Origin of the sequence: Mesorhizobium sp. WSM3879 (assembly GCF_002294915.1) — a bacterium.
Classification (GTDB): domain Bacteria; phylum Pseudomonadota; class Alphaproteobacteria; order Rhizobiales; family Rhizobiaceae; genus Mesorhizobium.
The window spans coordinates 348,410-371,851 of sequence record NZ_NSFZ01000005.1 but is presented as its reverse complement, the minus strand read 5'-3'; the positions used below and the strand labels follow the sequence as shown (position 1 = coordinate 371,851).

Sequence of the window (23,442 nt, the reverse complement as noted above, 5' to 3'; positions counted from 1 at the left end):
CGGTGGAAATGCAGACGATGAACTCGAAAGTGCAAAGCCTGAAGGGGTTTCTCGGCCAGACAGGCCGAGTCGCGCTTGTCGAGGTCGCGGCCACCAAGGGGTCGACCCCGCGCGAAGCCGGCGCCTTCATGCTCGTCTCATCATCGGCGATTTTCGGCACCATCGGCGGCGGCCAGCTTGAATTCATGGCGATCGACAAGGCGCGGCAGATGCTTTTCTCCTCCCTTGAGGGCGAGACGGCCGCGAAGAGGCCAGAGGGGGTGATCTCAGAAGGCACGAGAGCGCCGCGCACTGCCCCGGTGACCCCACCTGGCGGCTCCGCCGCCACCCTGCCCTGGAGGGGGAGGGAAGCCCGCATCGAGGTCGACGAAACCTGCGCGACCCTAGATGTTCCACTGGGTCCTGAAATCGGCCAATGCTGCGGCGGCCGCGTCGAGGTGCTGATCCGCTTGGTTGACGCTAGGATCGAACAGGAACTGATCGTCAAGGCCGAGGCCGAGGAGGCGCATCTGCCGCATGTCTATGTCTTTGGCGGCGGCCATGTGGGCCAGGCGCTGGCCGCGTCGTTGGCGCTGCTGCCCATTCATGTGGAGGTCGTCGAGACGCGGGCCGATGCGCTGGAAGGCATGCCGGAAACGGTTGAGACGCGGCTGACGCCGATGCCCGAAGCGGTGGTGCGCGAAGCCCGGGCCGGATCGGCCTTCGCCATCCTCACCCATGACCATGCGCTCGATTTCCTGATCGTCGCCGAGGCGCTCAAGCGCGACGACGCCGCCTATGTCGGCATGATCGGCTCGAAGACCAAGAAGGCGACGTTCAAGAACTGGTTCCTGAAGTCCGACGAGGGCAGCGAGGCCCAGTTCAACCGTCTCGTCTCGCCGATCGGCGGCAATACCGTGAAGGACAAGCGCCCGCCGGTGATCGCCGCGCTCGCCGCCGCCGAAATCATGACGGCGCTGGTGTCGCATGCGGCCCAGGCTTCGGCCGCGCCCGAGAAGGCGATGGCCGGCTGATTTACCCGGCCATCGGAGGAACGCTGAGCCGGCTATTCTTTTTCCTGCGTATGCGCTTCGAGGAACCACAGCAATTTGTCGAGCGAACGCGAGTAGGCGGTAAAGATGTCGGCGGTGTCGGCATCGCCGGCGTCGTCCGCCTCGTCGATCGCCTCACGCGCCAGCCTGGCAGCCGTGGCATAACGGTCGATCAGCGCCGCCAGATGATCCTTGGTCTTGTGGATGTCGGTTGGATAGGGCTGGAGCTTCGTTGCCCTCGACACGTCCTGCGAGGTGCCGTGCGCGGTGCCGCCGAGCTGCACGGCGCGTTCTGCGATGATGTCGACATGGCCGTCGATCTCCTCGCGGAACTCGTCGAGCATCTCATGGATGGCGATGAACTGCGGTCCCTTGACGTTCCAGTGCGCCTGCTTGGTGACCAGCGCTAGGTCGATGGCATCGGCAAGCCTGGCATTGAGAAGATCGATCGATTCCTTCTTGGCGTCGGATTTGAGGTCGTTCTTGGTGACAATGGCGTCCATGGTCGGCTCCTGTGGCGCTGGGTCGCTGCGAAAGCTGGGGACTGGTCTCGAAGGGCGGCCGTGCAGCCGCCAATCGCCAGAACGGGGACGGAGCGGGTTTCGTTCCGCATCGGATCGAGGGGCGCACAGCTGGCGAAGGTATGACTGATGCTCACAGCTGCTCGTCGCTTTCTTCGTTTCCCAAACCGGATTGAACCGTGTTTTCTGCACGCCTGACGAACACGAATGACGAACACGGGACGAGCGACATGGATGTTTTGCCCATAGCGGCGTTTTCGGACGGCAACAGCGGCGGCAACCCGGCCGGCGTGGTGATTGGCGAGGTTCTGCCCGACGCCGCAGACATGCAGCGCGTCGCTGCAGAGGTCGGCTTTTCCGAGACCGCCTTTGCCGCACGTGAAGGGGAAGGCTGGCGTGTCCGCTACTTTTCGCCCGAATCGGAAGTGCCGTTCTGCGGCCACGCCACCATCGCGCTGGGCGCGGCGTTGGTCAGAAGGTTCGGCGACGGAATTTTCAAGCTGCTCCTGAACCAGGCCGCCATCACCGTCGAAGGGTTTCGCGACGGCGCCAATTTTGCCGCCGCCCTGCAGTCGCCGCCGACGCGCAGCCGGCCGGCCCCGTCGGAGCTGGCCGGCGAAACCCTGGCGATGTTCGGTTACCAGGAGGGCGATCTCGATCCCGCCATTCCGCCCGCGCTGGTTCATGGCGGCGCCGACCATCTGGTGCTGGCCTTGAAGTCGCGCAAGGCGCTCGCCGCCATGGCCTATGACCTGAAACAGGGCCGGGCCCTGATGCGGCGCGAGGGACTGGTAACGATCCTGCTCGCCTATGCCGAAACGCCGCGTCTCTTCCACACGCGCAATCCCTTCGCTTCCGGCGGCGTCTATGAGGATCCGGCGACCGGCGCTGCCACCGCCGCCTTTGCCGGCTATCTGCGCGACATTGGCTGGGCGCATGGCGGCGCGGTCGACATCGTTCAGGGCGAGGATATGGGCATGCGCTCGCGGCTGCATGCCGATATTCCGCCCACCCCGGGCAGCTCGATCCGGGTATCCGGCACAGCCCGCCTGATGGACGAAGACTGAGTGTGGTCACCCACGCGAAGGCGCGTGCCCGCCAGCCTACTTGCCGGCAAGAATGTCCTTGATCAGCCGCTGGCAGCGATCGGCCATGAAGTCGAGCAGCAGGCGGACCTTCGGATCCTGCAGCTTCTTGTGCGGATAGACGGCGGCGAACTGGACCGGCGTCGGCGGCGTCTTTGCCAGGATCACTCTCAGCCGCTGGTCGCGGATGAACGGCTCGACCTCGAAGCGCGGCTTGTTGATGATGCCGCGCCCCGACAGCGCCCAGCCTGTCAGCACATCGCCATCGTCCGTATCGTAGGGTCCATGCACCTCGAATTTCTGCGGACCGTTCGGCGTCTGCAGCGTCCAGACATATTCGCGCGTGCCGGAATAGCGCAGCATCAGGCAATCATGTTTCTTGCCGATCAGTTCCTGCGGCTCGACCGGCTCGCCGCGCGCCTCGAGGTATTTCGGCGCCGCGACCAGCACGCGCTCGCATTCCATGATGCCGCGCATCCGAAGGCTGGAATCCTCGATGATGCCAAGCCGGAAGGCGACGTCGATGCCTTCCTTCATGATGTCGACATTGTGGTCGGAGAGTCTCAGCCGCACCTCGATATCGGGGTATTTGTCGTGGAAATCCGGAATGCCCGAGGCGATCAGCCGCCGGCCGAGGCCGAGCGGCGCCGTCACCTTGATCGTGCCGCGCGGCTGGCCGGAAAGTGCTGCGACCGCGGCCTCCGCCTCGGTGATCGCGTCCAGCACCTGCTTGGCGCCGGTGTAGAACACCGTGCCGTGCTCGGTCGGCATCAGCTGCCTCGTGGTGCGGTTGAACAGCCGCACGCCGAGGTGCTTCTCCAACTCCTTGATGCGGTTGGAGGCGACCGCCGGCGAGATGCGCATGTCGCGCCCGGCCGCCGACAGATTGCCGAGCTCGACGACGCGGACGAAGACGGCGATATTGTCGAGATAGGCCATGCGACGGTCGTGGCTCTCAAATGGCTGCGTGGGACGACCCTAGTATTTTCCATTTTTTTTTGAAAGTCATCGCGCGCCCCGCCTCTTTTCGTTTGCGCTCCAGACCGTAAAGTCGCCTGATCGGCAGGGACGATTTCCCAGGGGCGACTCGATGATGGATTTTGCGATTTTCTGGGACTGGCTGAGCTTCGCCGTCCGCTGGCTGCATGTCATCACCGGCATCGCCTGGATCGGCTCGTCCTTCTATTTCGTCGCCCTCGATCTCGGGCTGCGCCAGCGTCCCGGCCTGCCCGCCGGCGCCTTCGGCGAGGAGTGGCAGGTGCATGGCGGCGGCTTCTACCACATCCAGAAATATCTCGTGGCGCCGGCCGAAATGCCGGAGCACCTGACCTGGTTCAAATGGGAATCCTACGCCACCTGGCTGTCGGGCTTCGCCATGCTTTGCGTGGTCTACTATGCCGGCGCCGACCTCTTCCTGATCGACCCCAACGTGCTCAACATCTCGGTGCCCGTCGGCATCCTCTTGTCGCTCGCCACGATCGGCGTCGGCTGGATCGTCTACGACCTGCTCTGCCGCTCGCCGCTCGGCAAAAGCGATACCGGCCTGATGCTGGTGCTCTACTGCGTGCTGGTCTTCATCGCCTGGGGGCTGACCCACCTCTTCACCGGCCGCGCCGCCTTCCTGCATCTCGGCGCCATCACCGCCACGATCATGTCGGCCAATGTCTTCATGGTCATCATCCCCAACCAGAAGATCGTCGTCGCCGACCTGATCGCCGGCCGCAAGCCGGACCCGAAATACGGCAAGATTGCCAAGCAGCGCTCGCTGCACAACAACTACCTGACCTTGCCGGTGCTGTTTCTGATGCTGTCGAACCACTACCCGCTGGCCTTCGGCACGCAGTTCAATTGGGTCATCGCCTCGCTGGTCTTCATCATCGGCGTGCTGATCCGGCACTATTTCAACACCGTGCACGCGAGGAAGGGCAACCCGACCTGGACCTGGCTGGGTGCCGCCGTGCTGTTCATGATCGTCATCTGGCTGTCGACCGTGCCCAAGGTGCTGACAGCGGAGCCCAAGGCCTCCGCCGCATCCGCCGCTGCCCAGGTCTACATCGCCTCGGCGCATTTTCCGGCCGTGCGCGACACCGTGCTCGGCCGTTGCTCGATGTGCCATACCGAAGAGCCGGCCTATGAAGGAATCTACCATGCGCCGAAGGGCGTGTTGCTCGACACCGACGCGCGCATCGCCGAGCATGCCCGGGAGATCTACCTCCAGGCCGGCCGCGCGCATGCCATGCCGCCCGCCAACGTCACTCAGATAACCGACCAGGAACGGGCCCTTTTGGTGGCCTGGTTCGAAGGCGCCGGAAAGTAAGCATGACCTCGAAACTCCTGCGCGGCCGCACGCTCTCCTTCCTGCGCTGGCCCGAAGCAATCGACGACCATTCCGCCTGGCGCTACGAGGAGGATGGCGGGCTGCTGATCGACGACGGCAAGATCATTGCCGCCGGTCCGCATGCCGAGATCGCCAAGCGTGCCGGCGCCGGCGTCGAGACGATCGACCATCGCCCGCATCTCATCCTGCCGGGCTTCATCGACGCACATGTGCATGTGCCGCAGATGCAGATCATCGCGTCCTACGGCGCCGAGCTGCTCGACTGGCTGAACAAATACACCTTTCCGGAGGAGTCGAAATTCGCGAACGCGCAGCATGGCCGCCGCATCGCCAGGCTCTTCCTCGACGAGATGCTGCGCCAGGGCACGACGACGGTCGTCGCCTATTGCTCGGTGCACAAATCTTCGGCCGAAGCCTTCTTCGCCGAATCGCACGACCGCAATATGCTCAACATCGCCGGCAAGGTGATGATGGACCGCAATGCGCCGGAGGGCGTGCTCGACACGCCGCAGACCGGCTATGACGACAGCAAGGCGCTGATTGCCGAATGGCACGGCAAGGGCCGCCAGCTCTATGCCATCACCCCGCGCTTCGCCATCACCTCCTCGCCTGAGCAGATGGAGATGGCCGGCGCGCTCTGCCGTGAGCATCCCGATCTCCACATGCAGACGCATCTGTCGGAAAACCACGCCGAGATCGCCTTCACCCAGGAGCTCTACCCCTGGTCGCGCGACTACACCGACGTCTATGAGCATTACGGCCTGCTGGGCAAAAAGAGCCTGTTCGGCCACTGCATTCATCTTTCCGAGCGCGAAGCCGATGCGCTGTCGCAATCGGGTTCGGTTGCGGTGTTCTGCCCGACCTCCAACCTCTTCCTCGGTTCCGGCCTGTTCGACTACCAGCGCTACCGCCGCCGCGAAAAGCCGCTCAGGATCGCTGCCGCCAGCGATGTCGGCGGCGGCACCAACTATTCGATGCTGCGGACCATGGACGAGGGCTACAAAGTCATCGCGCTGAATGGCGAGAAGCTGAACCCCTTCCAGTCCTTCTGGCAGCTGACGCGCGGCAATGCCGAGGCGCTGTCTGTCGCCGAAAAAGTCGGCACGCTGGAAGAAGGCACGGATGCCGACATCGTCGTGCTCGACGCCAACGCCACGCCGGCGATGCGGCTGAGGATGGAGACGGTGGAGACCCTGGCGGAAGAGCTCTTCCTGCTGCAGACGCTGGGCGACGACCGCGCCGTGACCGAGGTCTATGTGGCGGGCCGGCCGGCCAAGAGCGCGATTGTCGCATAGATTAAACGTGCTCGTCGCTTGACCCCGCGTCAGCCATCGGCCAAAGCGTGCGTCGACATTGACAGGGGAAACGCCATGGCTGCCGCCGACGACATCGCTCTGATCAAGAAACAGGAAGCCACGCTGGTCTTTCCGGCCTTCGACGAGGCCGTGGCCTTCCAGATAGGCGCGGCGATCAGGGAGCGGGCGCTCAACGAAAACTTGCCGATCATCGTCGACATCAGGACCTTCGACCGTCCGCTATTCTACGCCGCCATGCCGGGCTCCAACGCCTCCAACCCCGATTGGGCGCGGCGCAAGATCAATGTCGTCAAGCGCTATCTCACAAGCACCTATCGCATGGTGCTGGAGCAGCAGCGACCCGACCGCACCTTCAAGGTCGGCGAAGCGCTCGACATCGCCGACTATGTGCTGGCCGGCGGCGGCTTTCCCGTCGCGGTGAAGGGTGCAGGCGTGATCGGTGTCATCGCCGTCTCCGGTCTGCCCGAACGAGAAGACCACGGTGTCGTTGTCGATGCGCTCTGCGCCCATCTCGGAGTCGATGCGAGCAAGCTCAAGTTGCCGCCGGAAGAGCAATGACCGATCCAAAAACTTTCCTTACGTCGATCTTCAACGCCGCCGTCGCCGCCGCCGATCCGGAAAAGACGATCCGCAATCATTTGCCGGCAAAACCGAAGGGCCGCACCATCGTTATCGGCGCCGGCAAGGGCTCGGCGCAGATGGCGGCGGCCTTCGAGAAGGTCTGGGATGGTCCGATCGATGGGCTGGTCGTGACCCGCTACGGCTATGGCGCAAAATCCGAGCGCATCGAGATCATCGAGGCGGCGCACCCGGTGCCGGACGCCGCCGGCCTCGAAGCCTCGCGTCGGCTGCTGGAGAAGGTGCGGGGATTGACCGCGGACGATCTGGTCGTGGCGCTGATTTCGGGCGGCGGCTCGGCGCTGCTGCCGTCGCCCGCTCCCGGCCTGACTCTTGCCGACGAGATCGCCGTCAACGAGGCGCTGCTCGCTTCCGGCGCGCCGATCGCGGCGATGAACACCATCCGCAAGCACGTCTCGACCATAAAGGGCGGACGGCTGGCCGGCGCCGCACATCCGGCCCGGGTCGTATCGCTGGTCGTCTCCGACATTCCCGGCGACAATCCGGCGCTGGTGGCCTCGGGGCCGACCGTCCCCGACACCGGCAGCCGCGCGGATGCGCTGGCGTCGATCGCCGCCTACGGCATGAGCCTGCCGGATGCGGTCATGGCGCATATTCAGTCTCCCGCAGCCGATGCGCCACGCTCCGACGATCCAGTCTTTGCCGGCAATGAAGTGCATCTCATCGCCTCGGCCGGCGTCTCGCTGGAAGCCGCGGCCGCCGCAGCGAAGCGGCAGGGCATCGAAGCCGTCATCCTGTCGGATTCGATCGAGGGCGAGGCGCGCGAGGTCGGCGGCGTGCATGCCGCGGTTGCCCGCGAGGTGGCGACCCGTAACCGGCCTTTCGAGAAGCCGATGCTGATCCTCTCCGGCGGCGAGACGACGGTAACGCTGCGGGCGAAAGGCAAGGGCGGCCGCAATTCCGAATTCCTGCTTGCCTTCGCCATCGGCATCGATGGGCTCAGCGGCATTCATGCTTTAGCCGCGGACACCGACGGCATCGACGGCTCCGAGGACAATGCCGGCGCCTTCGCCGACGGCGCGACCGTGGCGCGCATGCGTGCCGCAGGCGTCGATGCCAAGGCTATGCTTGCCGGCAACAATGCCTGGACCGCCTTCAACGCGGTCGGCGATCTGTTCGTGCCCGGTCCGACCGGGACCAACGTCAATGATCTAAGGGCGATACTCGTCCGGTAGCGCAATAAACGCTGAAGTCGTCATTCCAGGGCGAAGCAGGAGCGAAGCTCCGTCGCGGAGACCCTGGAATCCATTCCGTGACCTCGGGCATGGAATGCAGCGGAGCAGAATTGTGCATCGTTGCGACGCCTGCAGGTAACGGAATGATCCTCGGGTCTGCGCGCGCGTCGCTCCGCTCCTTGCTTCGCCCGTGGATGACGAGGCGACGGGCATCTCGCCCAATTCTCCCCAGTCGCACGACTCGTACAACAGCATCCGTCCGCGCAAGTCCCGTTCAGGCGCGCAGATCGGGTCAAGCAGCCATCAGCTGCTTCACCTTCTTCATATCGGTGAGAAACCGCTCCCTCTCGGCCTCCTTGTCCTCGTGCTCGCGGATGCGCAGGATGAAGGAGGGATGGATGGTGACAAAGACGCGCAAGCCGTCCTCGCGCTGGATGACATCGCCGCGCATCCTGGTGATCGGCACCGCCTTGCCGAGCAGCGACTGCGCTGCTGTCGCGCCGAGCGCCACCGCAAGATTTGGCTTGATGATGTCAAGTTCCTTGTCGAGCCACCAGCGGCAGGCACGAATTTCGCCGGCATTAGGCTTTGAATGGATCCGCCTCTTGCCGCGCGGCTCGAACTTGAAATGCTTCACCGCATTGGTCACATAGACCTTGCGGCGGTCGATCTCGGCCTGGTCCAAAATGCTGTCGAACACCTTGCCCGCGGGCCCGACGAACGGCTTGCCGGCAAGGTCCTCTTGGTCGCCGGGCTGCTCTCCAACAAACACCACGTCGGCATTCTCCGGTCCCTCGCCGAACACGGTTTGCGTAGCATCGCGCCAGAGCGGGCAACGCCGGCAACCGCTCGCCTCTTCGCGCAATGCCGGAATATCCGTACTTTCGGGCGCCACCACATCCGCCGGCTCCGGCGAAGGCCAGTGTTTTGCCTTCACTTTGGCGTGGTGCGGCGCTGGGGAGGTTGGCATCCGGGCGATCATGGCTGTCGCGGCTCTGTCCGCTCCTGCTATCAGGTCTGGAATGAGCGAGGCCTCGGGAAGGTTCCGCCAATATTTCTTCGGCATCTCCTTCTGCATCGCCTTCACCTTGAGGCGGGCCGGGTTGAAGATATTCTCGAAATAGGTCCGCCACAGCGTCTCGGCGTCGTCTTCTGCCGGCGCGTCGCGCTTGCCGGCGCCTGGGCCGATCGCCAGCCGCTCGCCGTCCCAGTCGGCCGAGGCGTGCGGCGTGAGAATCGTCCAGCGCATGCCGGCGAAGCGGCGCACGAAGAAATCGGCATTGCGCTCGACGATGAAATGGTCGGGCTCGAACCAGGCGACATAACGTTCCTCCGCGCCGTCGCCGATCTTCCGGAAGCGCACGAAGGCGCGCATCTTGTGAATGTCGCGCCGAACCGCCTTTTCCATGAACTCGAGCCTGCGGATATCCGGGTCGGAAGCGATCGACAGCAGCTTCGGTTCGACGCGCAACCGCCAGAGCAGCCGATAGAGGAAGTTGAAACGCTCGGGGTCCGAATGACAGATGACCGTCTTTGCGCGTTCGATGAAGTCGCGCGGCACGACAAGCCGCGCATCTTGTCGGCAAGCCGGCAAATCGTTGGCGCGATCATCATCGTCGTGGCCCACCTGCCACGCCACGTCTTCCGGCGGAATATCATTCGTGGCCAGCCGGCGCGCCGCATCGCGCCAACCGGCGAAATCGGTCTCGCCTTCAAGCCGGACGAGATGAGATGCGAGGCTGAGCTGGGTCCGTGCCATGGTCAAAACAGCGAAAGCTGCTCGCAAGAGCGACTGATGATCTGGCGCAAGCCCGACTTGTCAGTGAGCGCGCCTGGCGACCAGCCTTCCGCAGTGATGAAGGGGCGTACCTTGGCGACCGAATGGCAGAGCCGTCCGACATCTTCGAGACGCAGCCGGCGATGGCGACGCGTCTGCAGAATCCTGTCGACCACCTTGGTGCCCAACCCGGGCACACGCAGCAGCGCCTCCCGATCGGCGCGGTTGACGTCGACCGGGAACCGGCCGCGGTTGCGCAGCGCCCAGGCAAGTTTGGGATCGATGGCAAGGTCGAGCATGCCGTCATTGCTGCCGGCCAGGATTTCAGGCTGCGAGAAGCCGTAGAAGCGCATCAGCCAGTCCGCCTGGTAAAGCCGGTGCTCGCGCATCAAGGGCGGCTTCTGCAACGGCAGCGCCGCAGACGAATCCGGGATCGGACTGAAGGCGGAATAATAGACGCGGCGCAGATGGTAGCTGCCATAAAGCCGGGCGCTGGCGCGCAGGATGCCGTCGTCGGACGTTTTGTCGGCGCCGACAATCATCTGCGTCGACTGGCCGCCCGGCGCAAAGCGCTCGCGTTTGCGGCTCTGCAACGTTGGTTCGGCCTTCTCTTCGATCTTGCGGCGCAGCTTGGCCATGGAAAGCCGGATCGTTTCCGGCTTCTTTTCCGGGGCCAACTTCTTCACCCCTTCGTCGGTCGGCAGCTCGACATTGATCGACAGGCGATCGGCATAACGGCCTGCTTTTTCGATCAGTTCGGCTGACGCTTCGGGAATGGTCTTGAGGTGAATAAAGCCGCCGAATTTTTCCTCGATCCTGAGCCGTCGCGCCACCTCGACCATCTCGCCCATCGTCGCGTCCGGCGAGCGGATGACGCCGGAGGACAGGAACAGACCCTCAATGTAGTTGCGGCGATAAAAATCCATGGTGAGCCGCACCACCTCGTCGACGCTGAAGCGGGCTCGCCGCACATTAGAGGAGGAGCGGTTGATGCAATAGCTGCAGTCGTAAATGCAGAAATTGGTGAGCAGGATCTTCAGCAGCGAAATGCAGCGCCCGTCCGGCGCGTAGGAATGGCAGATGCCCGAGCCCTCGGTCGAACCGATGCCGCCCGATTTCAGCGAATCGCGTTTCGCCGAACCGGACGATGCGCAGGAGGCGTCGTATTTAGCGGCGTCGGACAGGATCGCCAGTTTCTCGCGGACGGAAAGCACAGCCATGTGTTCATGATATGTTCCAGAAAGTCGCCTGGCTATAACTTTTGAGTGTCGCGGCGAAACGTGATCACTCCGTCTGCGAGGCCAAGTCCTCAGACCTCGTGGAGGTAGAGGTGGTAGTCGAGTTCGCTGACGGTGCGTGCGACGCGCAGATATTCCGCCTGCTTGATCGCCACGAAGGTCCGGTGCAGGTCGGGACCGAGCGCCGATTTCAGGAATTCGGAGCCACGTGCGGCCTCGATCGCGGCGCGCCAATCGGTCGGCATGGTGGAGGCTTCCGTTGGCTGCTCGTAACCGTTGCCGGTCGTTTCCGGTCCGGGGTCAAGGGCCTCGTCGAGGCCCTTGACTATGCCCGCCAGCACCGTCGCCGCCACAAGATAAGGGTTGGCGTCGACGCCGGACGGCCGGTGCTCGATACGCCGGTTCATCGCATCGCCCGCCGGCACGCGCAACGCCACGGAGCGGTTGTTGACGCCCCAGGTCGGCGCCACCGGCGCATAGGATTGCGCCACGAAACGCCGCCATGAATTGGCATGCGGCGCAAACACCAGCATCGATTCCGCCATGGTGTGGATCAGGCCGCCAAGCGCGTTGAGCAGGCTGGGCGACCATTTCTCGCCGGCAGATTCTGTGAAGACGTTGCGGCCGGCATCGTCCTGCAGCGAGACGTGGAAATGCATGCCCGAACCGGCATAGGCCTCGATCGGCTTGGCCATGAAGCAGGCGGTGACGCCGTGCCGGCGCGCCTGCGCCCTCACCAGCCGCTTCAGCATGACCAGGTCGTCGGCCGCCCGCATCACGTCCTTGCGGTAGTTGAGCGTCAGCTCGTACTGTCCGGGCGCATATTCGGAAATCACCGTCTCGGCCGGAATGCCTTGCGCCCTGGCGGCGGCGTAGATGTCGGAAAACAGCGGCTCCATGCCGTGCAGGTGGTCGACCGAATAGACTTCCGTTTTGCCCGAGCGGCGGCCGTCGAGCACCGCGCGCGCCGCCTGCACCTTGCCGTCGGCGTCGCGCTCATTGGCAAGGAGAAAAAATTCCAGCTCGAAGGCGCCGGCCGGATGCAGGCCGCGCGCCGCCAGGAGCTCGACTTGCCTTGCCAGCACCAGCCGCGGATCGGAGGTCATCGGCTGGCCGTCGAGACGATACATCGCCATCAGCACCTGGCCGCGCGGCGGCTTGGTGCCGTGCAGCGGCACGAGCGTGCCTGGAACCGGCCATGCCCTGAGGTCGCCGTCGCCGGTGTCCCAGATCAGCCCGGTCTCGTGAACATCCTCCCCGGTGATGTCGAGGCCGAGGATCGAGATCGGCATATGCCTTCCGCCCTCGAAAATGCTCATCAGCTCGTGCCGGCGCACGATCTTGCCGCGGCCGATGCCGTTGGCGTCGGTGAGCACGATGTCGAAGGCCTCGATGTCGGGATGGGCGGCGAGAAACGCTTTCGCCTCGGCCGGCGTCGAGCCCGAAGGGGAGGTCACAACTGTGCTCGGATTGTCCATAGCCGCTTGTCTCATGCCGTAAGCCTGGCGGCAACCGCGGCGAAAGCCGCGATCAGGCGGCTTACCTGCGCCGCGGTCGTCGCCGGCGAGATCAGCATCATATTGTGGAACGGCGCGATCAGCACGCCGCGATTGACCAGCGCGACATGGACGGCGGCTTCGAGTTCCGGCGCATGTGCCGTCTCCGCCTCGCCGCCGTTCTTGAGCGGCCCGGGCGCGCAGATGAACTCGACGCGGGCGCCGACGCGCGCGACATGCCAAGGCAGCTTGTTTCGCTCGATGACGTCGGAGAGCCCCGCGTCGAGGCGGCGCGCCAGCCGGTCCATATGCGCATAGGCTTCCTCGGTCATTACCTCTTCGAGCGTCGCCCGCATCGCCGCGAATTGCAACGGGTTGGCCGACAGCGTGGTGCCCATGCCGGAATAGCCGGGCTCCTTGCTGCGATTGTAGGCGCCGTAGCGCGTCGCCATCTCCTCGCTCATGCCCCAGATGCTGGCCGGCACGCCTCCGGCCACCGGCTTGCCGAGCACGAACAGGTCCGGCTCCAGCCCGTGCCGTCGCGTGTAACCGCCGGGCCCGGTTGAAATGGTGTGCGTCTCGTCGATCAAAAGCAGCGTGCCGGCGGCCCGGGTGAGGCGCCGCAGCGCGTCGTGGAAGCCGGGTTGTGGCAGCACCATGCAGGAATTGGTCAGCACCGGTTCGGTGATCACGCAGGCCACATCACGGTCGCCAAGTGCCGCTTCCAATGCTGCAATATCGTTGAATTCGATAACCTTGGTTGCCCGTGTGAGATCGCGGAACTCGCCTGCCAGCCCAGGCCGGTTGACCGGCTTGCCGTCGATCAGTCGCACCATCGTCTCGTCGACCGAGCCGTGATAGCAGCCGTTGAAGACAAGGATCTTTTCGCGCCCCGTCACCGCGCGGGCGACCCGCAAGGCGAAGCGGTTGGCATCGGTAGCGGTTGTGGCGATCTGCCAATCCGGCAGGCCGAAGCGCTGCTGCAAGAGCGGACCGATCGCCAACGCATCCTCGCTGGGCAGCATATAGGTCAAGCCGCGTGCTGCTTGCCGGCGGATGGCGCGGGCGACCGCCGGCGGCGAATGGCCGAGCATCGAGCCGGTGTCGCCGAGGCAGAAATCGTCGAGCTTGTTGCCGTCGACATCGATAATCGTGGCGCCCTTGGCGCTGTCGACCAGGATCGGGAAAGGCGTCGGCCAGTCGGCCATCCAATGCATCGGCACGCCGCCGAGGAAGCCGGCCATGCCGTTGCCAACCTTGGCCCCGGACTTTGGCCGCGCCTTGCGGAAGGCGGCCGCCTCCGTTTCGCGCAGTTCCGCGATGCGGGCGGCGGCGATGCCGCCGATGGAAGTCCGGTCGATTGAATGCATGAAGCCCCTCTTTCTCGCGCGGCACTCTGCCAACCGGTCGGCAAAACCGCAATTGGCCGCGCAGGTGGCGGGCGTTGGCTCAGGGAGTAGGGGAGTACGGAGTAAGGCGGTACAGGAGGAAAGTGCAGGAAGTGTCTCTCCTTTCCCTATTCCCCTAATCCCTTAGGCAGTGATGTCGATCACGCCGCAATCGCCGGCCGCGCTGCCGAAGACGATGCGGCGCTCTTCCCTGTCCCACATCATCGAGGTGATGGCGCCTTTGCCGGGACGACGCAGCAGCACTTCCTTGGCGTCGGCGAAGCGGGCCGCGATCACCATGCCGTCCTCATAGCCGATCGCGGTGACCTCCTGGCTGGGATGGCAGGCAACGCACGTCACCATGGTATTGCCGCGCGTGCCGAGCTCCAGCGGCGCCTTGCCCATCGGCCCGTCCTTGCTGGCGAAAGGCCACACGATCGCCGCCGGCGCGCCGGAGCTCGCCAGCCATTTGCCCTTCACGCTCCAGGACAGGCTTTTGACCTTGCCCGGATAGCCGCTCATGCGCATGTGCTTGCCGTCGGCCAGCTTCCAGCCATGCAGCGCGTTTTCCTGCATGGTGGTAATCAGGAAAGCGCCGTCCGGCGAAAAGCTGATCCCGGTATGGGCGCCGGCCCATTCGAGCTCGACCGGCTTGCCCTCCGCCGCAGGAAAATGCAGCGTCGCGCCATTGTAGCGGGCAACGCCGAAGCGCATGCCCTTGGGCGAGAAGGCGAGCCCTTCCACCGAGCGCGGATGGGCGAATTCCTTGATCTTGCCGTCGGCGAAACGGACGAACGCCGTCTTGCCCGAGGCATAGGCGACTGCGCCCTGAGGGCCCGCCGCAACGCTGGTGATCCATTTTCTGCCGGCGCTGGCAAGTTCGCTCGCCTCGCCGCCGGCCTTGACCGCAAACACCTTGCCGTCCTCGCCGCCGGTGATCAGGCGGTCGTTCGCCGCATCGTGGAAGGCGGCGAGCAGCCCGTCATTCGCCTGTACGGTCTTGTGCCCATTGTCGAGCCGATGGATCGCGCCGTCGGCCAAAGCGAAATGCGGCACATCGTTGAGGAAGACGGCGGCGACGCAATGGCCTTCGAGATCAAGCGGGGCGACTGTCGGCATGGGGATGGTCCATTCGATTTCACTAAGCCGGCGCGGCTAGGTGTGACTCCCCCTTCTCCCCTTGTGGGAGAAGGTGGATTGGCGCGTAGCGCCAAGACGGATGAGGGGTGTTCGACGGAGTGCCGTCATCGCCAAGCTGGAACACCCCTCATCCGACCGAGCTTCGCTCGGCCACCTTCTCCCACAAGGGGAGAAGGAGAGAAGGGGCAGCGCTAGCGCCTGAAAGTCCGGAAATCAAGCCGCCTGGCAGGCTTCAAAACTCTTCCTGAGGCGCTCGGCGTCGAGATCGCGGCCGATGAAGACCAGCCGGCTTTCATGCTTCTCGCCGTCCTTCCAGGCGCGCTGGTGGTCGCCTTCGAGGATCATGTGCACGCCTTGCAGGACATAGCGGTCCTCGTCGCCCTTCAGCGCGATGATGCCCTTAAGCCTGAGGATGTTCGGCCCTTCCATCTGGGTCACCTTCTCGATCCAGGGGAAGAACTTCTTCGGATCCATCTCGCCGCCGCGCAGCGAGACCGACTTCACCGTGACATCGTGGATGTCGGAAGGATGGCCGTGGTGATGGTGATCGTGCCCGTCGTGATGATGGTGGTGGTCGTGATCGCAATCCGGACCGCATTCATGGTCGTGATCGTGGTCGTGCGCCTCGAGGAAATGCGGATCGTTCTCCAGCGCGCGTGACAGGTCGAAGGCGCCGCGGTCGAGCACTTCGCCGAGCGCCACCCCGGCGCGCTGGGTGCGATGGATCCTGGCCGCCGGGTTGATGGCGCGGATCGTCGCCTCGACCTTTTCGAGCTCTTCCGGGGTGACGAGATCGGTCTTGTTCAGCACCACCACATCGGCGAAGGCGATCTGGTCCTCGGCCTCCTTCGAGTCCTTCAGGCGCAGCGGCAGGTGCTTGGCGTCAACCAGCGCCACCACCGCGTCGAGCTTGGTTTTGGAGCGCACATCGTCGTCCATGAAGAAGGTCTGCGCCACCGGCACCGGGTCGGCCAAGCCAGTGGTCTCGACCACGATGGCATCGAAACGGCCGGGCCGCCGCATCAGGCCCTCTACGACGCGGATCAGGTCGCCGCGCACCGTGCAGCACACGCAGCCATTGTTCATCTCATAGATTTCCTCGTCGGATTCGACGATCAGATCGTTGTCGATGCCGATCTCGCCGAACTCGTTGACTATGACCGCGTAACGCTTGCCGTGGTTCTCCGACAGGATGCGGTTGAGCAGCGTCGTCTTGCCCGCGCCGAGATAGCCGGTGAGAACGGTTACGGGGATCTGCGTCTGTGCATCGCTCATGGCCTGCCTCGAAAAATCTGTGCCTCGAAGGATTTGTCGGCCTCATATAGGATGCGAGCCGCGCTTTTGCACGCGCCAAACCGATGGGCCAGCCGGTCCCGATCGGGGCAGCCGCAGTGGGTTAAAGGAACAGGGCAGCCGCACGGCATCAGAGCCCCTCCGGGATGTTCCGCTGTGAATGCCGGCGGGCCAAAACTCGTTTGTCATCTAACTGAAATAAACATCTGGCATCACCTGCGCGGGCACCGCAATGCTTGCCGGCAAAGTGTTTGCAGGCCGGACTCGTTAAATCGTCATTTGCCAGCCGCCGGACAGCCTCTATGCTGCCCGCGCCGGTTCGGCCGAAGAGGGAATGACCATGGCCAAGGCGGACAGAACAGCGACTATGAGCCGGCTGCATTCGGCAGCGCGGCTGGCGCGCACGGCGCTTGCTGCGCGGCTTCTGGCACATGGCTTCTACGCCGGCCAGGACCAGATCATGCTGGCGCTCGACCGCGAAGACGGCCAGACACCCGGCAATCTCGCCGACAAGCTCGGCGTACGTCCGCCGACGATCACAAAAACCATCAACAGGCTGCAGGCGCAGGGTTTTCTCGAAAAGCGCGCCTCCAACGCCGATGCCCGCCAGGCCCATATCTTCCTTACCGGCTCCGGCCGCGAAACCATCCGCGCCATCGAGAAATCGGTCAAGAAGACCGAGAAGCAGGCGCTGAGGGGTCTCGACAAGAAAGACCAGAAGGCGCTGTTCAAGCTGCTCGCCCGCATCGAGGCCAACCTGTCGAACGAGGACCTGATCCTCATCGACGACGACGCCGAGCTGGATGATTAACGAGCGACGCGCAGCGTCGTCTCGAGCGACGCGTGAGCGCGATGCGCAGCATCGTCGCTTAGCCGCTGGGCGTTGGTGACCCACGAGCGACGCGTAAGCGTCGTCTCGAGCGACCCAAGCGCGATGCACAGCATCGTCGCTTCAGGCACCACCAAGCATCGGCAGCTTAGCGGAAAGGGCGACGACGCTACGCGTCGCGCACCAGCGTCGCCCAGCGTCCCGGCGTCAGCCCGAACGCCTTCTTGAAATGCCGGTCGAAATGGCTCTGATCGCTGAAGCCGGCCGCAACAGCGGTTTCGGCAAGCGGCTCTCCCGCTTCGATCATGCGCCGTGCTCGCTGCAGCCGACGCATCAACAGGAAGCGATGCGGGCTTGTCGAATAGGTCGCGCGGAAATGGCGCGACAGCGCGTAACGGTCGAGGCCGGTAACCGCCTCCAGCTCGTCGGAACGCACCGGCCGTTCAGCGTTTTCTTCGAGATAGTCGCGCGCCAGCTCGGCAGCCCGCCACGCGATCTTTCCCGCTGATTTTGCCGGCTGTCCGGCATGGCGTTTCAATTGCTGCGCCAGCTGCGCGATGAAATCCGCCACGAACAGGTCGTCGAACTCCTCGGTGAGCGGTGTTAGCGCCGACAGCAGCGTGCCGCGCAACTGAGGGTCGCTCACCACAGCATCCTTAACGAAGGGGAGCGGCGATCCGTGGAGGCAGTCGAGCAGCATCGACGGCTCGAGATAGAGAATCCTGTATCGTAGGCCGTGCTCGGTGCCGGCGCCGCCGTCATGCAGTTCGTCGGGATGCAGAACGATTGCCTGGCCGGGGAGGCTGTGCCGAAGCGCGCCGCGATAGTGGAAGCGCTGCACGCCGTCGAGCGTCACGCCGATGGCGTAGGTGTCGTGGCGGTGCAGGTCGAAAGCATTGCCGTGGAATCGCGCCTCGATGCGCTCGAGGCCCGTGGCGCCGGGCGCCGAAACGATCCGGTCGTCCTCAGCGCACGAACGTTCAAGACCTCCCAGCGCCTCATTGCCTAGATCGTGCGCCATGGTCCCTGATCCACATCTCGGAGAGACATTTTGGTGTTCGACACGAAATTTGCAATCGTGCTCAAGGAAGATCTCGCCGTCTGGCAGAAGCTCAACGTTACCGCTTTCCTGACCAGCGGCATCGTCGCGCAATGTCCTGAAATCATCGGCGAGGCCTATCGCGACCGCGCCGGCAATTTCTTCAATCCGCTCTCGATCCAGCCCGTTATCGTGCTGTCGGCAGACGGGTCGACGCTTGCCGCGATCCACCGCCGGGCCCTGGAGCGCGGCGTGACGACATCGGCCTATGTCGAGGAGATGTTCTCCACCGGCCATGACCTGGCCAACCGCGCCGTCTTCGCCGAATTCGCGCCGGACGACGCCAAGATCGTCGGCATCGCGCTGCGCGCCGAAAAGAAGCTCGTCGACAAGATTACCAAGGGCGCCCGCATGCATGCTTGATTCTCCGGGAAGGATGCTCTTGGTGACTGATTGACCATTCGTCCGGACGACGTCGCGCACGTTCGAGATTGGCCGCGACCTCCCTGCTTCGCCAGCCTGGGGTCTGCGAGCGTCGCGTCGCTCCTTGCTCCGCACGGGATGACGAACCAGGAACGTTCTGCTGATCGCCAAGGCACTGCGCTCTAAGCCTGTCGGCACGTCTTGTTGGGCCAGTCGCTTTTGGCTTGCCGGTCGGCGGCGATTGCCGCAAAAGAATGGCGTCTACCTCTCCTCCGGCCCGATTTTGAGCGTTCCCAAAAATCACGACGACAGCGCGACGCCGCCCGCGGCGATGCTGTTGATGCTCTGCGTCTATGTCTGCTTCACCTTTCTCGACACCTCAAGCAAATATCTGGTGCTCGCCGGCGTCTCGGCGCTGATCGTCGCCTGGGCTCGATTCATCGTGCATGTCCTGCTTGTCGGCGTTTTCCTTCGCGGTTGGCGCGAGCCGTCGCGCTTCCGCGCCAACAACCTGCCGGCGCACATCCTGCGCGGATGCCTGCTTTTCGGCTCGACCATGTTCAACATCCTGGCGCTCAGGACGCTGCAACTCGCCGAGACCACCTCGATCTATTTCTTCGGCCCGATGGTGATCACCGCATTGGCCGGCCCGCTGCTCGGCGAGTGGGCGGGCTGGCGGCGCTGGCTGGCGATCCTCACCGGCTTCGTCGGCGTCCTCATCATCACCCGGCCCGGCGTCGGCGTGTTCGGCATGGGCCATCTCTTCGCGCTGGGCTCGATGCTGTCGAATTCTTTTTACGTCATCATGACCCGGCGCATGTCGTCGACGGAGACATCCGAGAGCCTGATCCTGTTCTCGGCGCTGGCGCCGGCGGTGCTGCTCCTGCCCATGCTGCCCTTCTCATTGTCCCTGCCGCAGGACGGCTGGCGCTGGGTGATCCTTTTGATGCTCGGCGTCTTCGGCGCCGGCGGCCATTGGCTCCTGGTCCAGGCCTATCGCCTGGCGACGACGACGGCGCTCGCGCCTTACCCTTATTCGCAGATGGTTTGGATGATCATCTCCGGCTGGCTGATCTTCCACCAGTTTCCCGACCGCTGGACCCTGCTCGGCGCTGCCATCATCGTCGCCAGCGGCCTCTACATCATCCACCGCGAGCACAGGCTTCGCCTGCCCAATTCCGCTTCCTTGGACACGGAAGCCGAGAGCTTGGCAAAAAAACTTTGATTTGCCCTCGATCGATGGCATAAGCCCCATTTAAACAGTTTAAAGGCCGGGGACCAAGGCTGGCACAGAAGATCAAGCTTTCGACGATCGCGGATGCGCTTGGCGTGTCCACGGCAACGGTGTCGCTGGCGCTGCGCGACAGCCCGCTGGTCGCCGGCTCGACGCGCGAGCGCATCAAGGAGCACGCGCGCGCCATCGGCTATATCTACAACCGACGGGCCGCGTCGCTCCGCACCTCGCGCTCCGGCATTGTCGGCGTCGTCGTGCACGACATCATGAACCCGTTCTTCGCCGAGATTCTGCGCTCGATAGAAAGCGAGCTCGACCGCAGCCGCCAGACCTTCATCCTGTCCAACCATTATGACCAGCTGGAAAAGCAGCGCACCTTCATCGACACGCTGCTGCAGCTCGGCGCCGACGGCGTCATCATGTCGCCGGCCATAGGCACGCCGGCCGAGGACATCATCATGGCCGAGGAAAACGGCCTCCCGGCGGTGCTGATCGCGCGCACCGTCACCGGCGCCGACGTGCCGGTCTTCCGCGGCGACGATGCCTATGGCACGGCACTCGCGACCAACCATCTCATCTCGCTCGGCCACAAACGCATCGCCATGATCGGCGGCACCGACCAGACCTCGACCGGCCGCGATCGCTACCAGGGCTATGTCAACGCCATGGAGGCGGCCGGGCTGGAGGTGAAGCCGTCCTGGCGCATTCCTGGACCGCGCACCAAGCAGGCTGGTTTCGAGGCTGCAGGACAGTTCTTGGCGCTGAAGGACAAGCCGACCGCCGCCTGCTGCTGGAATGATCTGGTTGCGATCGGGCTGATGAACGGCATCGCGCGCGCCGGCCTGGTGCCGGGCGTCGATATTTCCGTCACTGGTTACGACGACCTGGAGGAGGCTGCGATAGCAACGCCGGCCTTGACCACGGTCTGGAATGGCCAGCGCGAGGTCGGCCGCCGCGCCGCCAGCGCGCTGCTCGACAAGCTGAACGGGCAGGCCGTGCGGCCGTCGCAGGAATTGATCAAGCCGGAGCTGCACGTGCGCCAGTCCACCGGCAAGCCGGTGGAGCGTCAATGACACAGACAGAAGCGAAGTCGCCGGTCGCCATCCTGGTGCCGGGCCGTTTCAACGACCATGCCATCGGCCGGATCGACAAGGCGTTCAAGCGCGTGCGGATCGAGCGCGCCGATCCGTCGCTCGTCACCGGCGAGATGCGCGAGAGCGTGCGCGGCATCGCCTCCTTCGGCGGCATCAGCGCGGCCATGATCGACGCGCTGCCCAATCTCGAGATCATCGCCAATTTCGGCGTCGGCTATGACTCCGTCGACGCTCGTCACGCGGCCGCCCGCGGCGTCATGGTCACCAACACGCCCGACGTGCTGACCGAAGAGGTTGCCGACACCGCCATCGGCCTGTTGATCAACACTGTGCGCGAAATGTACGCCGCCGAGAAATGGCTGCGCGACGGCGACTGGGTGAGGAAGGGTGACTATCGCCTGAGCCGGCTCACCTTACGCGGCCGCCGCGTCGGCATCTTCGGCATGGGCCGCATCGGCCTCGCCGTCGCCCGTCGCCTCGAGGCTTTCGGCCTGCCGATCGCCTATCACAACCGCCGCCAGGTCGATGGCCTGTCCTACGAGTACCATGCGACGCTGAAGGGTCTGGCCGAAGCGGTCGACACTCTGATTTGCATCGCGCCGGGCGGGGCCGCGACGGAGAAAGCCATCGACGCGGGCGTCCTGGCGGCGCTCGGTCCCGACGGCGTCTTCGTCAATATCGGCCGCGGCAGCACGGTTGATGAGGCGGCTCTGGCTGCGGCACTCTCCAATGGCACCATCGCTGCTGCCGGGCTCGATGTCTTTGCCGACGAACCGAATGTGCCCAAAGCGCTGCTCGATGCGCCCAACACCTCCCTTCTGCCGCATGTCGGATCTGCGTCCGACCACACCCGCCGGGCCATGGCGGATCTGTGCGTCGATAATCTCATCTCCTGGTTCGGCGAGCGCCGGCCGCTGACCCCGGTGCCGGAGACGATCAACGTCAAGCCACGCGCCTGAGTGGAACGCCTGCCACACTCATTAACGCCTGCTTAACCATCATTCTGCATACTTCGTTATGCATGTTGTCCAAAATCGGCGCGTGGTTTGGAGAACGGCATGGCACGGCAAGCCAGGATGTGGAGAGGCGGAGTGAAGCTGTTAGCCGGATTGGTTGCGTCAGTCGCCTTATACGGGGGCGTTCAGTCCCTGCACGACGGCAACGGCCAAAGCGCGGTCGAGCAAGCCGGCCTCTCCAACAGCTATCGGCTGACGGCCAATGGCGACGAAGCGGCCTGCGCAATCAAGCGCGGCGCCGAGGTTTCGGACGGCCTGTCGCTGCTGACAATTGCTCCGAACTGCAGCAAGCTGATGCCCGGCATCGAGCGTGTGAAATTCTGGCGCGAGCAGGCCGACGGCTCGGTCGCGTTCAGCGAGAACGGCATCGATCCGATCGTCACCTTCGGTGTTGCTGATGGCGACGGCTACGAATCCTATGCGCCGGCCGCCCCGCTTTTGGCACTGAACGCGACGACCAGCGACTGAGTTCGGCTATTCCGCCGCCGCGCGTGCACCGGCCTTCGCCGCCGCATGCAGGCGCACGGCATCGCCGAAGGCGCGGAAGATCTTTGCCGAGTTGCTGTCCGACTTCACCCAATATTCGGGATGCCACTGGACGCCGACGGCGAAGGCGCGGGCCTCCTTGACCGAGACGGCCTCGATCGTGCCGTCGGTCGCCAAAGCCTCGACCTGCAGTTTCGATCCGAGCCGGTCGATCGCTTGGCGATGCAGCGAGTTGACCTTGATGTCGCCGGCGCCGAACACGCCGGCGAGACAGGTTCCGGGCTTGATCGAAATCGTCTGGTGGATGCCGAAGCGCTCGTCCTGATTCTCGCTCACCGGCGCGCGGTGATCGAGCGAGCCTTCGCGCTCCTGGATCTCGGTGCCGAGCGTCCCGCCCAGCGCCACGTTGAGCTCCTGGATGCCGCGGCAGATGGCGAGCAGCGGCACGCCGCGCTCGATCGCCTTGCGGATCAGCGGCAGCGTGGTGGAGTCGCGCGCCGGGTCGTAGGGGCCGTTGGCCTCGCTGGGATCGCCGCCATAGAGCGAGGGATGCACATTGGATTTCGAACCCGTCACCATCACGCCGTCGACCGAGGACAGCAGCTCGTCGAAATCGAGCCGGTCGCCGAAGGACGGCACCAAGAGCGGGAACACGTCGGCGCCGGCGATCGCCGCCTCGATATATTGCTGGGGCGCGGCATGCCATGTGTAGTTGTCGAACTGGCGGACATCGGTTGAGACGGCAACGAGCGGCTGCTGCATTTTGGATACGGGTTCCATCGAGGGCTAACGAATTATTCTGCCTACAAAATAGGCGATCAGCCGGCACTTTGCCATGGCAAGTTTCGGCTCGCCGAATGGGCCAGGACGGTCGGCGTTAGACT

23 protein-coding genes are annotated in these 23,442 nt (G+C 64.4%); 12 read left to right on the top strand and 11 right to left on the bottom strand.

The features are described 5' to 3' along the window. Nucleotides 1–17: 17 nt before the first annotated feature. Nucleotides 18–1,013 (top strand): xanthine dehydrogenase accessory protein XdhC, encoded by a 996-nt coding sequence (gene xdhC, locus CK218_RS14700; protein WP_095828222.1) that lies wholly within the window; start codon nt 18–20, stop codon nt 1,011–1,013. 32 nt (nt 1,014–1,045) lie between these two features. Here xdhC and dps read toward each other — a convergent pair whose 3' ends face one another. Further along, nucleotides 1,046–1,534 carry a DNA starvation/stationary phase protection protein Dps gene (gene dps, locus CK218_RS14695; RefSeq protein WP_066995949.1) on the bottom strand — a complete coding sequence of 163 codons (489 nt, stop codon included), beginning with the start codon at nt 1,532–1,534 and terminating at the stop codon, nt 1,046–1,048. A gap of 248 nt (nt 1,535–1,782) precedes the next feature. Here dps and CK218_RS14690 point away from each other — a divergent pair, with 248 nt between their 5' ends. Next, complete coding sequence (locus CK218_RS14690; protein WP_095828164.1) at nt 1,783–2,619, top strand: PhzF family phenazine biosynthesis protein; 837 nt, start codon at nt 1,783–1,785, stop codon at nt 2,617–2,619. 36 nt (nt 2,620–2,655) lie between these two features. Here the strand turns inward: CK218_RS14690 and CK218_RS14685 are convergent, their stop codons facing one another. Then, nucleotides 2,656–3,576: a LysR family transcriptional regulator gene (locus CK218_RS14685; protein ID WP_066995946.1), complete on the bottom strand. Its 921-nt coding sequence runs from the start codon at nt 3,574–3,576 to the stop codon at nt 2,656–2,658. A 151-nt stretch (nt 3,577–3,727) separates the two neighbouring features. Between CK218_RS14685 and CK218_RS14680 the strand changes: the two genes are divergently transcribed. The 4 genes from CK218_RS14680 to CK218_RS14665 all read left to right on the top strand — a co-directional run bounded on the left by CK218_RS14680 (nt 3,728) and on the right by CK218_RS14665 (nt 8,105). Next, a complete protein-coding gene (locus CK218_RS14680; RefSeq protein ID WP_095776977.1) occupies nt 3,728–4,954 on the top strand; it encodes a urate hydroxylase PuuD in 1,227 nt (408 codons plus the stop codon). A gap of 2 nt (nt 4,955–4,956) precedes the next feature. Further along, on the top strand, nt 4,957–6,270 hold the full coding sequence (gene guaD / locus CK218_RS14675) for a guanine deaminase (RefSeq protein WP_095828163.1): 1,314 nt from the start codon (nt 4,957–4,959) through the stop codon (nt 6,268–6,270). A gap of 75 nt (nt 6,271–6,345) precedes the next feature. Further along, the gene (locus CK218_RS14670; protein ID WP_066995935.1) at nt 6,346–6,849 is read left to right on the top strand and encodes a heme-degrading domain-containing protein; all 504 of its coding nucleotides are present in this window, start codon (nt 6,346–6,348) and stop codon (nt 6,847–6,849) included. Beyond that, the gene (locus CK218_RS14665) at nt 6,846–8,105 is read left to right on the top strand and encodes a glycerate kinase (RefSeq protein WP_095828162.1); all 1,260 of its coding nucleotides are present in this window, start codon (nt 6,846–6,848) and stop codon (nt 8,103–8,105) included. The genes CK218_RS14670 and CK218_RS14665 overlap by 4 nt, the downstream gene beginning before the upstream one ends. Nucleotides 8,106–8,397: 292 nt before the next feature. On the opposite strand, the gene CK218_RS14660 is transcribed toward CK218_RS14665, so the two are convergent. The 6 genes from CK218_RS14660 to CK218_RS14635 all read right to left on the bottom strand — a co-directional run bounded on the left by CK218_RS14660 (nt 8,398) and on the right by CK218_RS14635 (nt 16,419). After that, nucleotides 8,398–9,864, bottom strand: a complete 1,467-nt coding sequence (locus CK218_RS14660; RefSeq protein ID WP_095828161.1) for a UdgX family uracil-DNA binding protein — start codon at nt 9,862–9,864, stop codon at nt 8,398–8,400. A 2-nt stretch (nt 9,865–9,866) separates the two neighbouring features. Beyond that, nucleotides 9,867–11,102 carry a putative DNA modification/repair radical SAM protein gene (locus CK218_RS14655; protein ID WP_095828160.1) on the bottom strand — a complete coding sequence of 412 codons (1,236 nt, stop codon included), beginning with the start codon at nt 11,100–11,102 and terminating at the stop codon, nt 9,867–9,869. Nucleotides 11,103–11,191: 89 nt separating this feature from the next. Next, a complete protein-coding gene (locus tag CK218_RS14650; RefSeq protein ID WP_082980505.1) occupies nt 11,192–12,598 on the bottom strand; it encodes a glutamine synthetase family protein in 1,407 nt (468 codons plus the stop codon). Nucleotides 12,599–12,609: 11 nt separating this feature from the next. Continuing rightward, nucleotides 12,610–13,986, bottom strand: coding sequence for an aspartate aminotransferase family protein (locus CK218_RS14645; RefSeq protein ID WP_095828159.1), 1,377 nt, complete (start codon nt 13,984–13,986; stop codon nt 12,610–12,612). Between the two features lie 162 nt (nt 13,987–14,148). Next, on the bottom strand, nt 14,149–15,123 hold the full coding sequence (locus CK218_RS14640) for a WD40 repeat domain-containing protein (protein WP_067003320.1): 975 nt from the start codon (nt 15,121–15,123) through the stop codon (nt 14,149–14,151). Nucleotides 15,124–15,357: 234 nt separating this feature from the next. Next, nucleotides 15,358–16,419, bottom strand: a complete 1,062-nt coding sequence (locus CK218_RS14635) for a GTP-binding protein (RefSeq protein WP_067003322.1) — start codon at nt 16,417–16,419, stop codon at nt 15,358–15,360. Nucleotides 16,420–16,777: 358 nt separating this feature from the next. Here CK218_RS14635 and CK218_RS14630 point away from each other — a divergent pair, with 358 nt between their 5' ends. After that, a complete protein-coding gene (locus CK218_RS14630; RefSeq protein ID WP_067003705.1) occupies nt 16,778–17,248 on the top strand; it encodes a MarR family transcriptional regulator in 471 nt (156 codons plus the stop codon). On the opposite strand, the gene CK218_RS30605 is transcribed toward CK218_RS14630, so the two are convergent. Together CK218_RS30605 and CK218_RS14625 are read right to left on the bottom strand one after the other, a co-directional pair. Beyond that, complete coding sequence (locus CK218_RS30605) at nt 17,245–17,397, bottom strand: hypothetical protein (RefSeq protein WP_179294507.1); 153 nt, start codon at nt 17,395–17,397, stop codon at nt 17,245–17,247. The genes CK218_RS14630 and CK218_RS30605 overlap by 4 nt on opposite strands. Before the next feature lie 38 nt (nt 17,398–17,435). Further along, complete coding sequence (locus CK218_RS14625) at nt 17,436–18,287, bottom strand: AraC family transcriptional regulator (protein ID WP_095828158.1); 852 nt, start codon at nt 18,285–18,287, stop codon at nt 17,436–17,438. Between the two features lie 33 nt (nt 18,288–18,320). On the opposite strand from CK218_RS14625, the gene CK218_RS14620 reads away from it, so the two are divergent. The 5 genes from CK218_RS14620 (at nt 18,321) to CK218_RS14600 (ending at nt 22,540) form a co-directional block, all read left to right on the top strand. Continuing rightward, nucleotides 18,321–18,728 carry a DUF2000 family protein gene (locus CK218_RS14620; RefSeq protein ID WP_067003707.1) on the top strand — a complete coding sequence of 136 codons (408 nt, stop codon included), beginning with the start codon at nt 18,321–18,323 and terminating at the stop codon, nt 18,726–18,728. A 340-nt stretch (nt 18,729–19,068) separates the two neighbouring features. Then, a complete protein-coding gene (locus CK218_RS14615) occupies nt 19,069–19,953 on the top strand; it encodes a DMT family transporter (RefSeq protein ID WP_179294515.1) in 885 nt (294 codons plus the stop codon). Between the two features lie 59 nt (nt 19,954–20,012). After that, complete coding sequence (locus tag CK218_RS14610) at nt 20,013–21,035, top strand: LacI family DNA-binding transcriptional regulator (protein WP_067324144.1); 1,023 nt, start codon at nt 20,013–20,015, stop codon at nt 21,033–21,035. After that, nucleotides 21,032–22,015 carry a 2-hydroxyacid dehydrogenase gene (locus tag CK218_RS14605; RefSeq protein WP_095828157.1) on the top strand — a complete coding sequence of 328 codons (984 nt, stop codon included), beginning with the start codon at nt 21,032–21,034 and terminating at the stop codon, nt 22,013–22,015. Before CK218_RS14610 ends, CK218_RS14605 begins: the two co-directional genes overlap by 4 nt. 132 nt (nt 22,016–22,147) lie before the next feature. Beyond that, the gene (locus CK218_RS14600; RefSeq protein WP_164747262.1) at nt 22,148–22,540 is read left to right on the top strand and encodes a hypothetical protein; all 393 of its coding nucleotides are present in this window, start codon (nt 22,148–22,150) and stop codon (nt 22,538–22,540) included. Between the two features lie 6 nt (nt 22,541–22,546). Here the strand turns inward: CK218_RS14600 and CK218_RS14595 are convergent, their stop codons facing one another. Then, nucleotides 22,547–23,320, bottom strand: a complete 774-nt coding sequence (locus tag CK218_RS14595; protein WP_095782240.1) for a gamma-glutamyl-gamma-aminobutyrate hydrolase family protein — start codon at nt 23,318–23,320, stop codon at nt 22,547–22,549. Nucleotides 23,321–23,442 lie beyond the last annotated feature (122 nt).

Bases quoted from the DNA above. Each gene is read 5' to 3' on its own strand.
- xdhC (WP_095828222.1), top strand. From the start codon at position 18: ATGAACTCGAAAGTGCAAAGCCTGAAGGGGTTTCTCGGCCAGACAGGC.
- dps (WP_066995949.1), bottom strand. From the start codon at position 1,534: ATGGACGCCATTGTCACCAAGAACGACCTCAAATCCGACGCCAAGAAG.
- CK218_RS14690 (WP_095828164.1), top strand. From the start codon at position 1,783: ATGGATGTTTTGCCCATAGCGGCGTTTTCGGACGGCAACAGCGGCGGC.
- CK218_RS14685 (WP_066995946.1), bottom strand. From the start codon at position 3,576: ATGGCCTATCTCGACAATATCGCCGTCTTCGTCCGCGTCGTCGAGCTC.
- CK218_RS14680 (WP_095776977.1), top strand. From the start codon at position 3,728: ATGATGGATTTTGCGATTTTCTGGGACTGGCTGAGCTTCGCCGTCCGC.
- guaD (WP_095828163.1), top strand. From the start codon at position 4,957: ATGACCTCGAAACTCCTGCGCGGCCGCACGCTCTCCTTCCTGCGCTGG.
- CK218_RS14670 (WP_066995935.1), top strand. From the start codon at position 6,346: ATGGCTGCCGCCGACGACATCGCTCTGATCAAGAAACAGGAAGCCACG.
- CK218_RS14665 (WP_095828162.1), top strand. From the start codon at position 6,846: ATGACCGATCCAAAAACTTTCCTTACGTCGATCTTCAACGCCGCCGTC.
- CK218_RS14660 (WP_095828161.1), bottom strand. From the start codon at position 9,864: ATGGCACGGACCCAGCTCAGCCTCGCATCTCATCTCGTCCGGCTTGAA.
- CK218_RS14655 (WP_095828160.1), bottom strand. From the start codon at position 11,102: ATGGCTGTGCTTTCCGTCCGCGAGAAACTGGCGATCCTGTCCGACGCC.
- CK218_RS14650 (WP_082980505.1), bottom strand. From the start codon at position 12,598: ATGGACAATCCGAGCACAGTTGTGACCTCCCCTTCGGGCTCGACGCCG.
- CK218_RS14645 (WP_095828159.1), bottom strand. From the start codon at position 13,986: ATGCATTCAATCGACCGGACTTCCATCGGCGGCATCGCCGCCGCCCGC.
- CK218_RS14640 (WP_067003320.1), bottom strand. From the start codon at position 15,123: ATGCCGACAGTCGCCCCGCTTGATCTCGAAGGCCATTGCGTCGCCGCC.
- CK218_RS14635 (WP_067003322.1), bottom strand. From the start codon at position 16,419: ATGAGCGATGCACAGACGCAGATCCCCGTAACCGTTCTCACCGGCTAT.
- CK218_RS14630 (WP_067003705.1), top strand. From the start codon at position 16,778: ATGGCCAAGGCGGACAGAACAGCGACTATGAGCCGGCTGCATTCGGCA.
- CK218_RS14625 (WP_095828158.1), bottom strand. From the start codon at position 18,287: ATGGCGCACGATCTAGGCAATGAGGCGCTGGGAGGTCTTGAACGTTCG.
- CK218_RS14615 (WP_179294515.1), top strand. From the start codon at position 19,069: ATGCTCTGCGTCTATGTCTGCTTCACCTTTCTCGACACCTCAAGCAAA.
- CK218_RS14605 (WP_095828157.1), top strand. From the start codon at position 21,032: ATGACACAGACAGAAGCGAAGTCGCCGGTCGCCATCCTGGTGCCGGGC.
- CK218_RS14595 (WP_095782240.1), bottom strand. From the start codon at position 23,320: ATGCAGCAGCCGCTCGTTGCCGTCTCAACCGATGTCCGCCAGTTCGAC.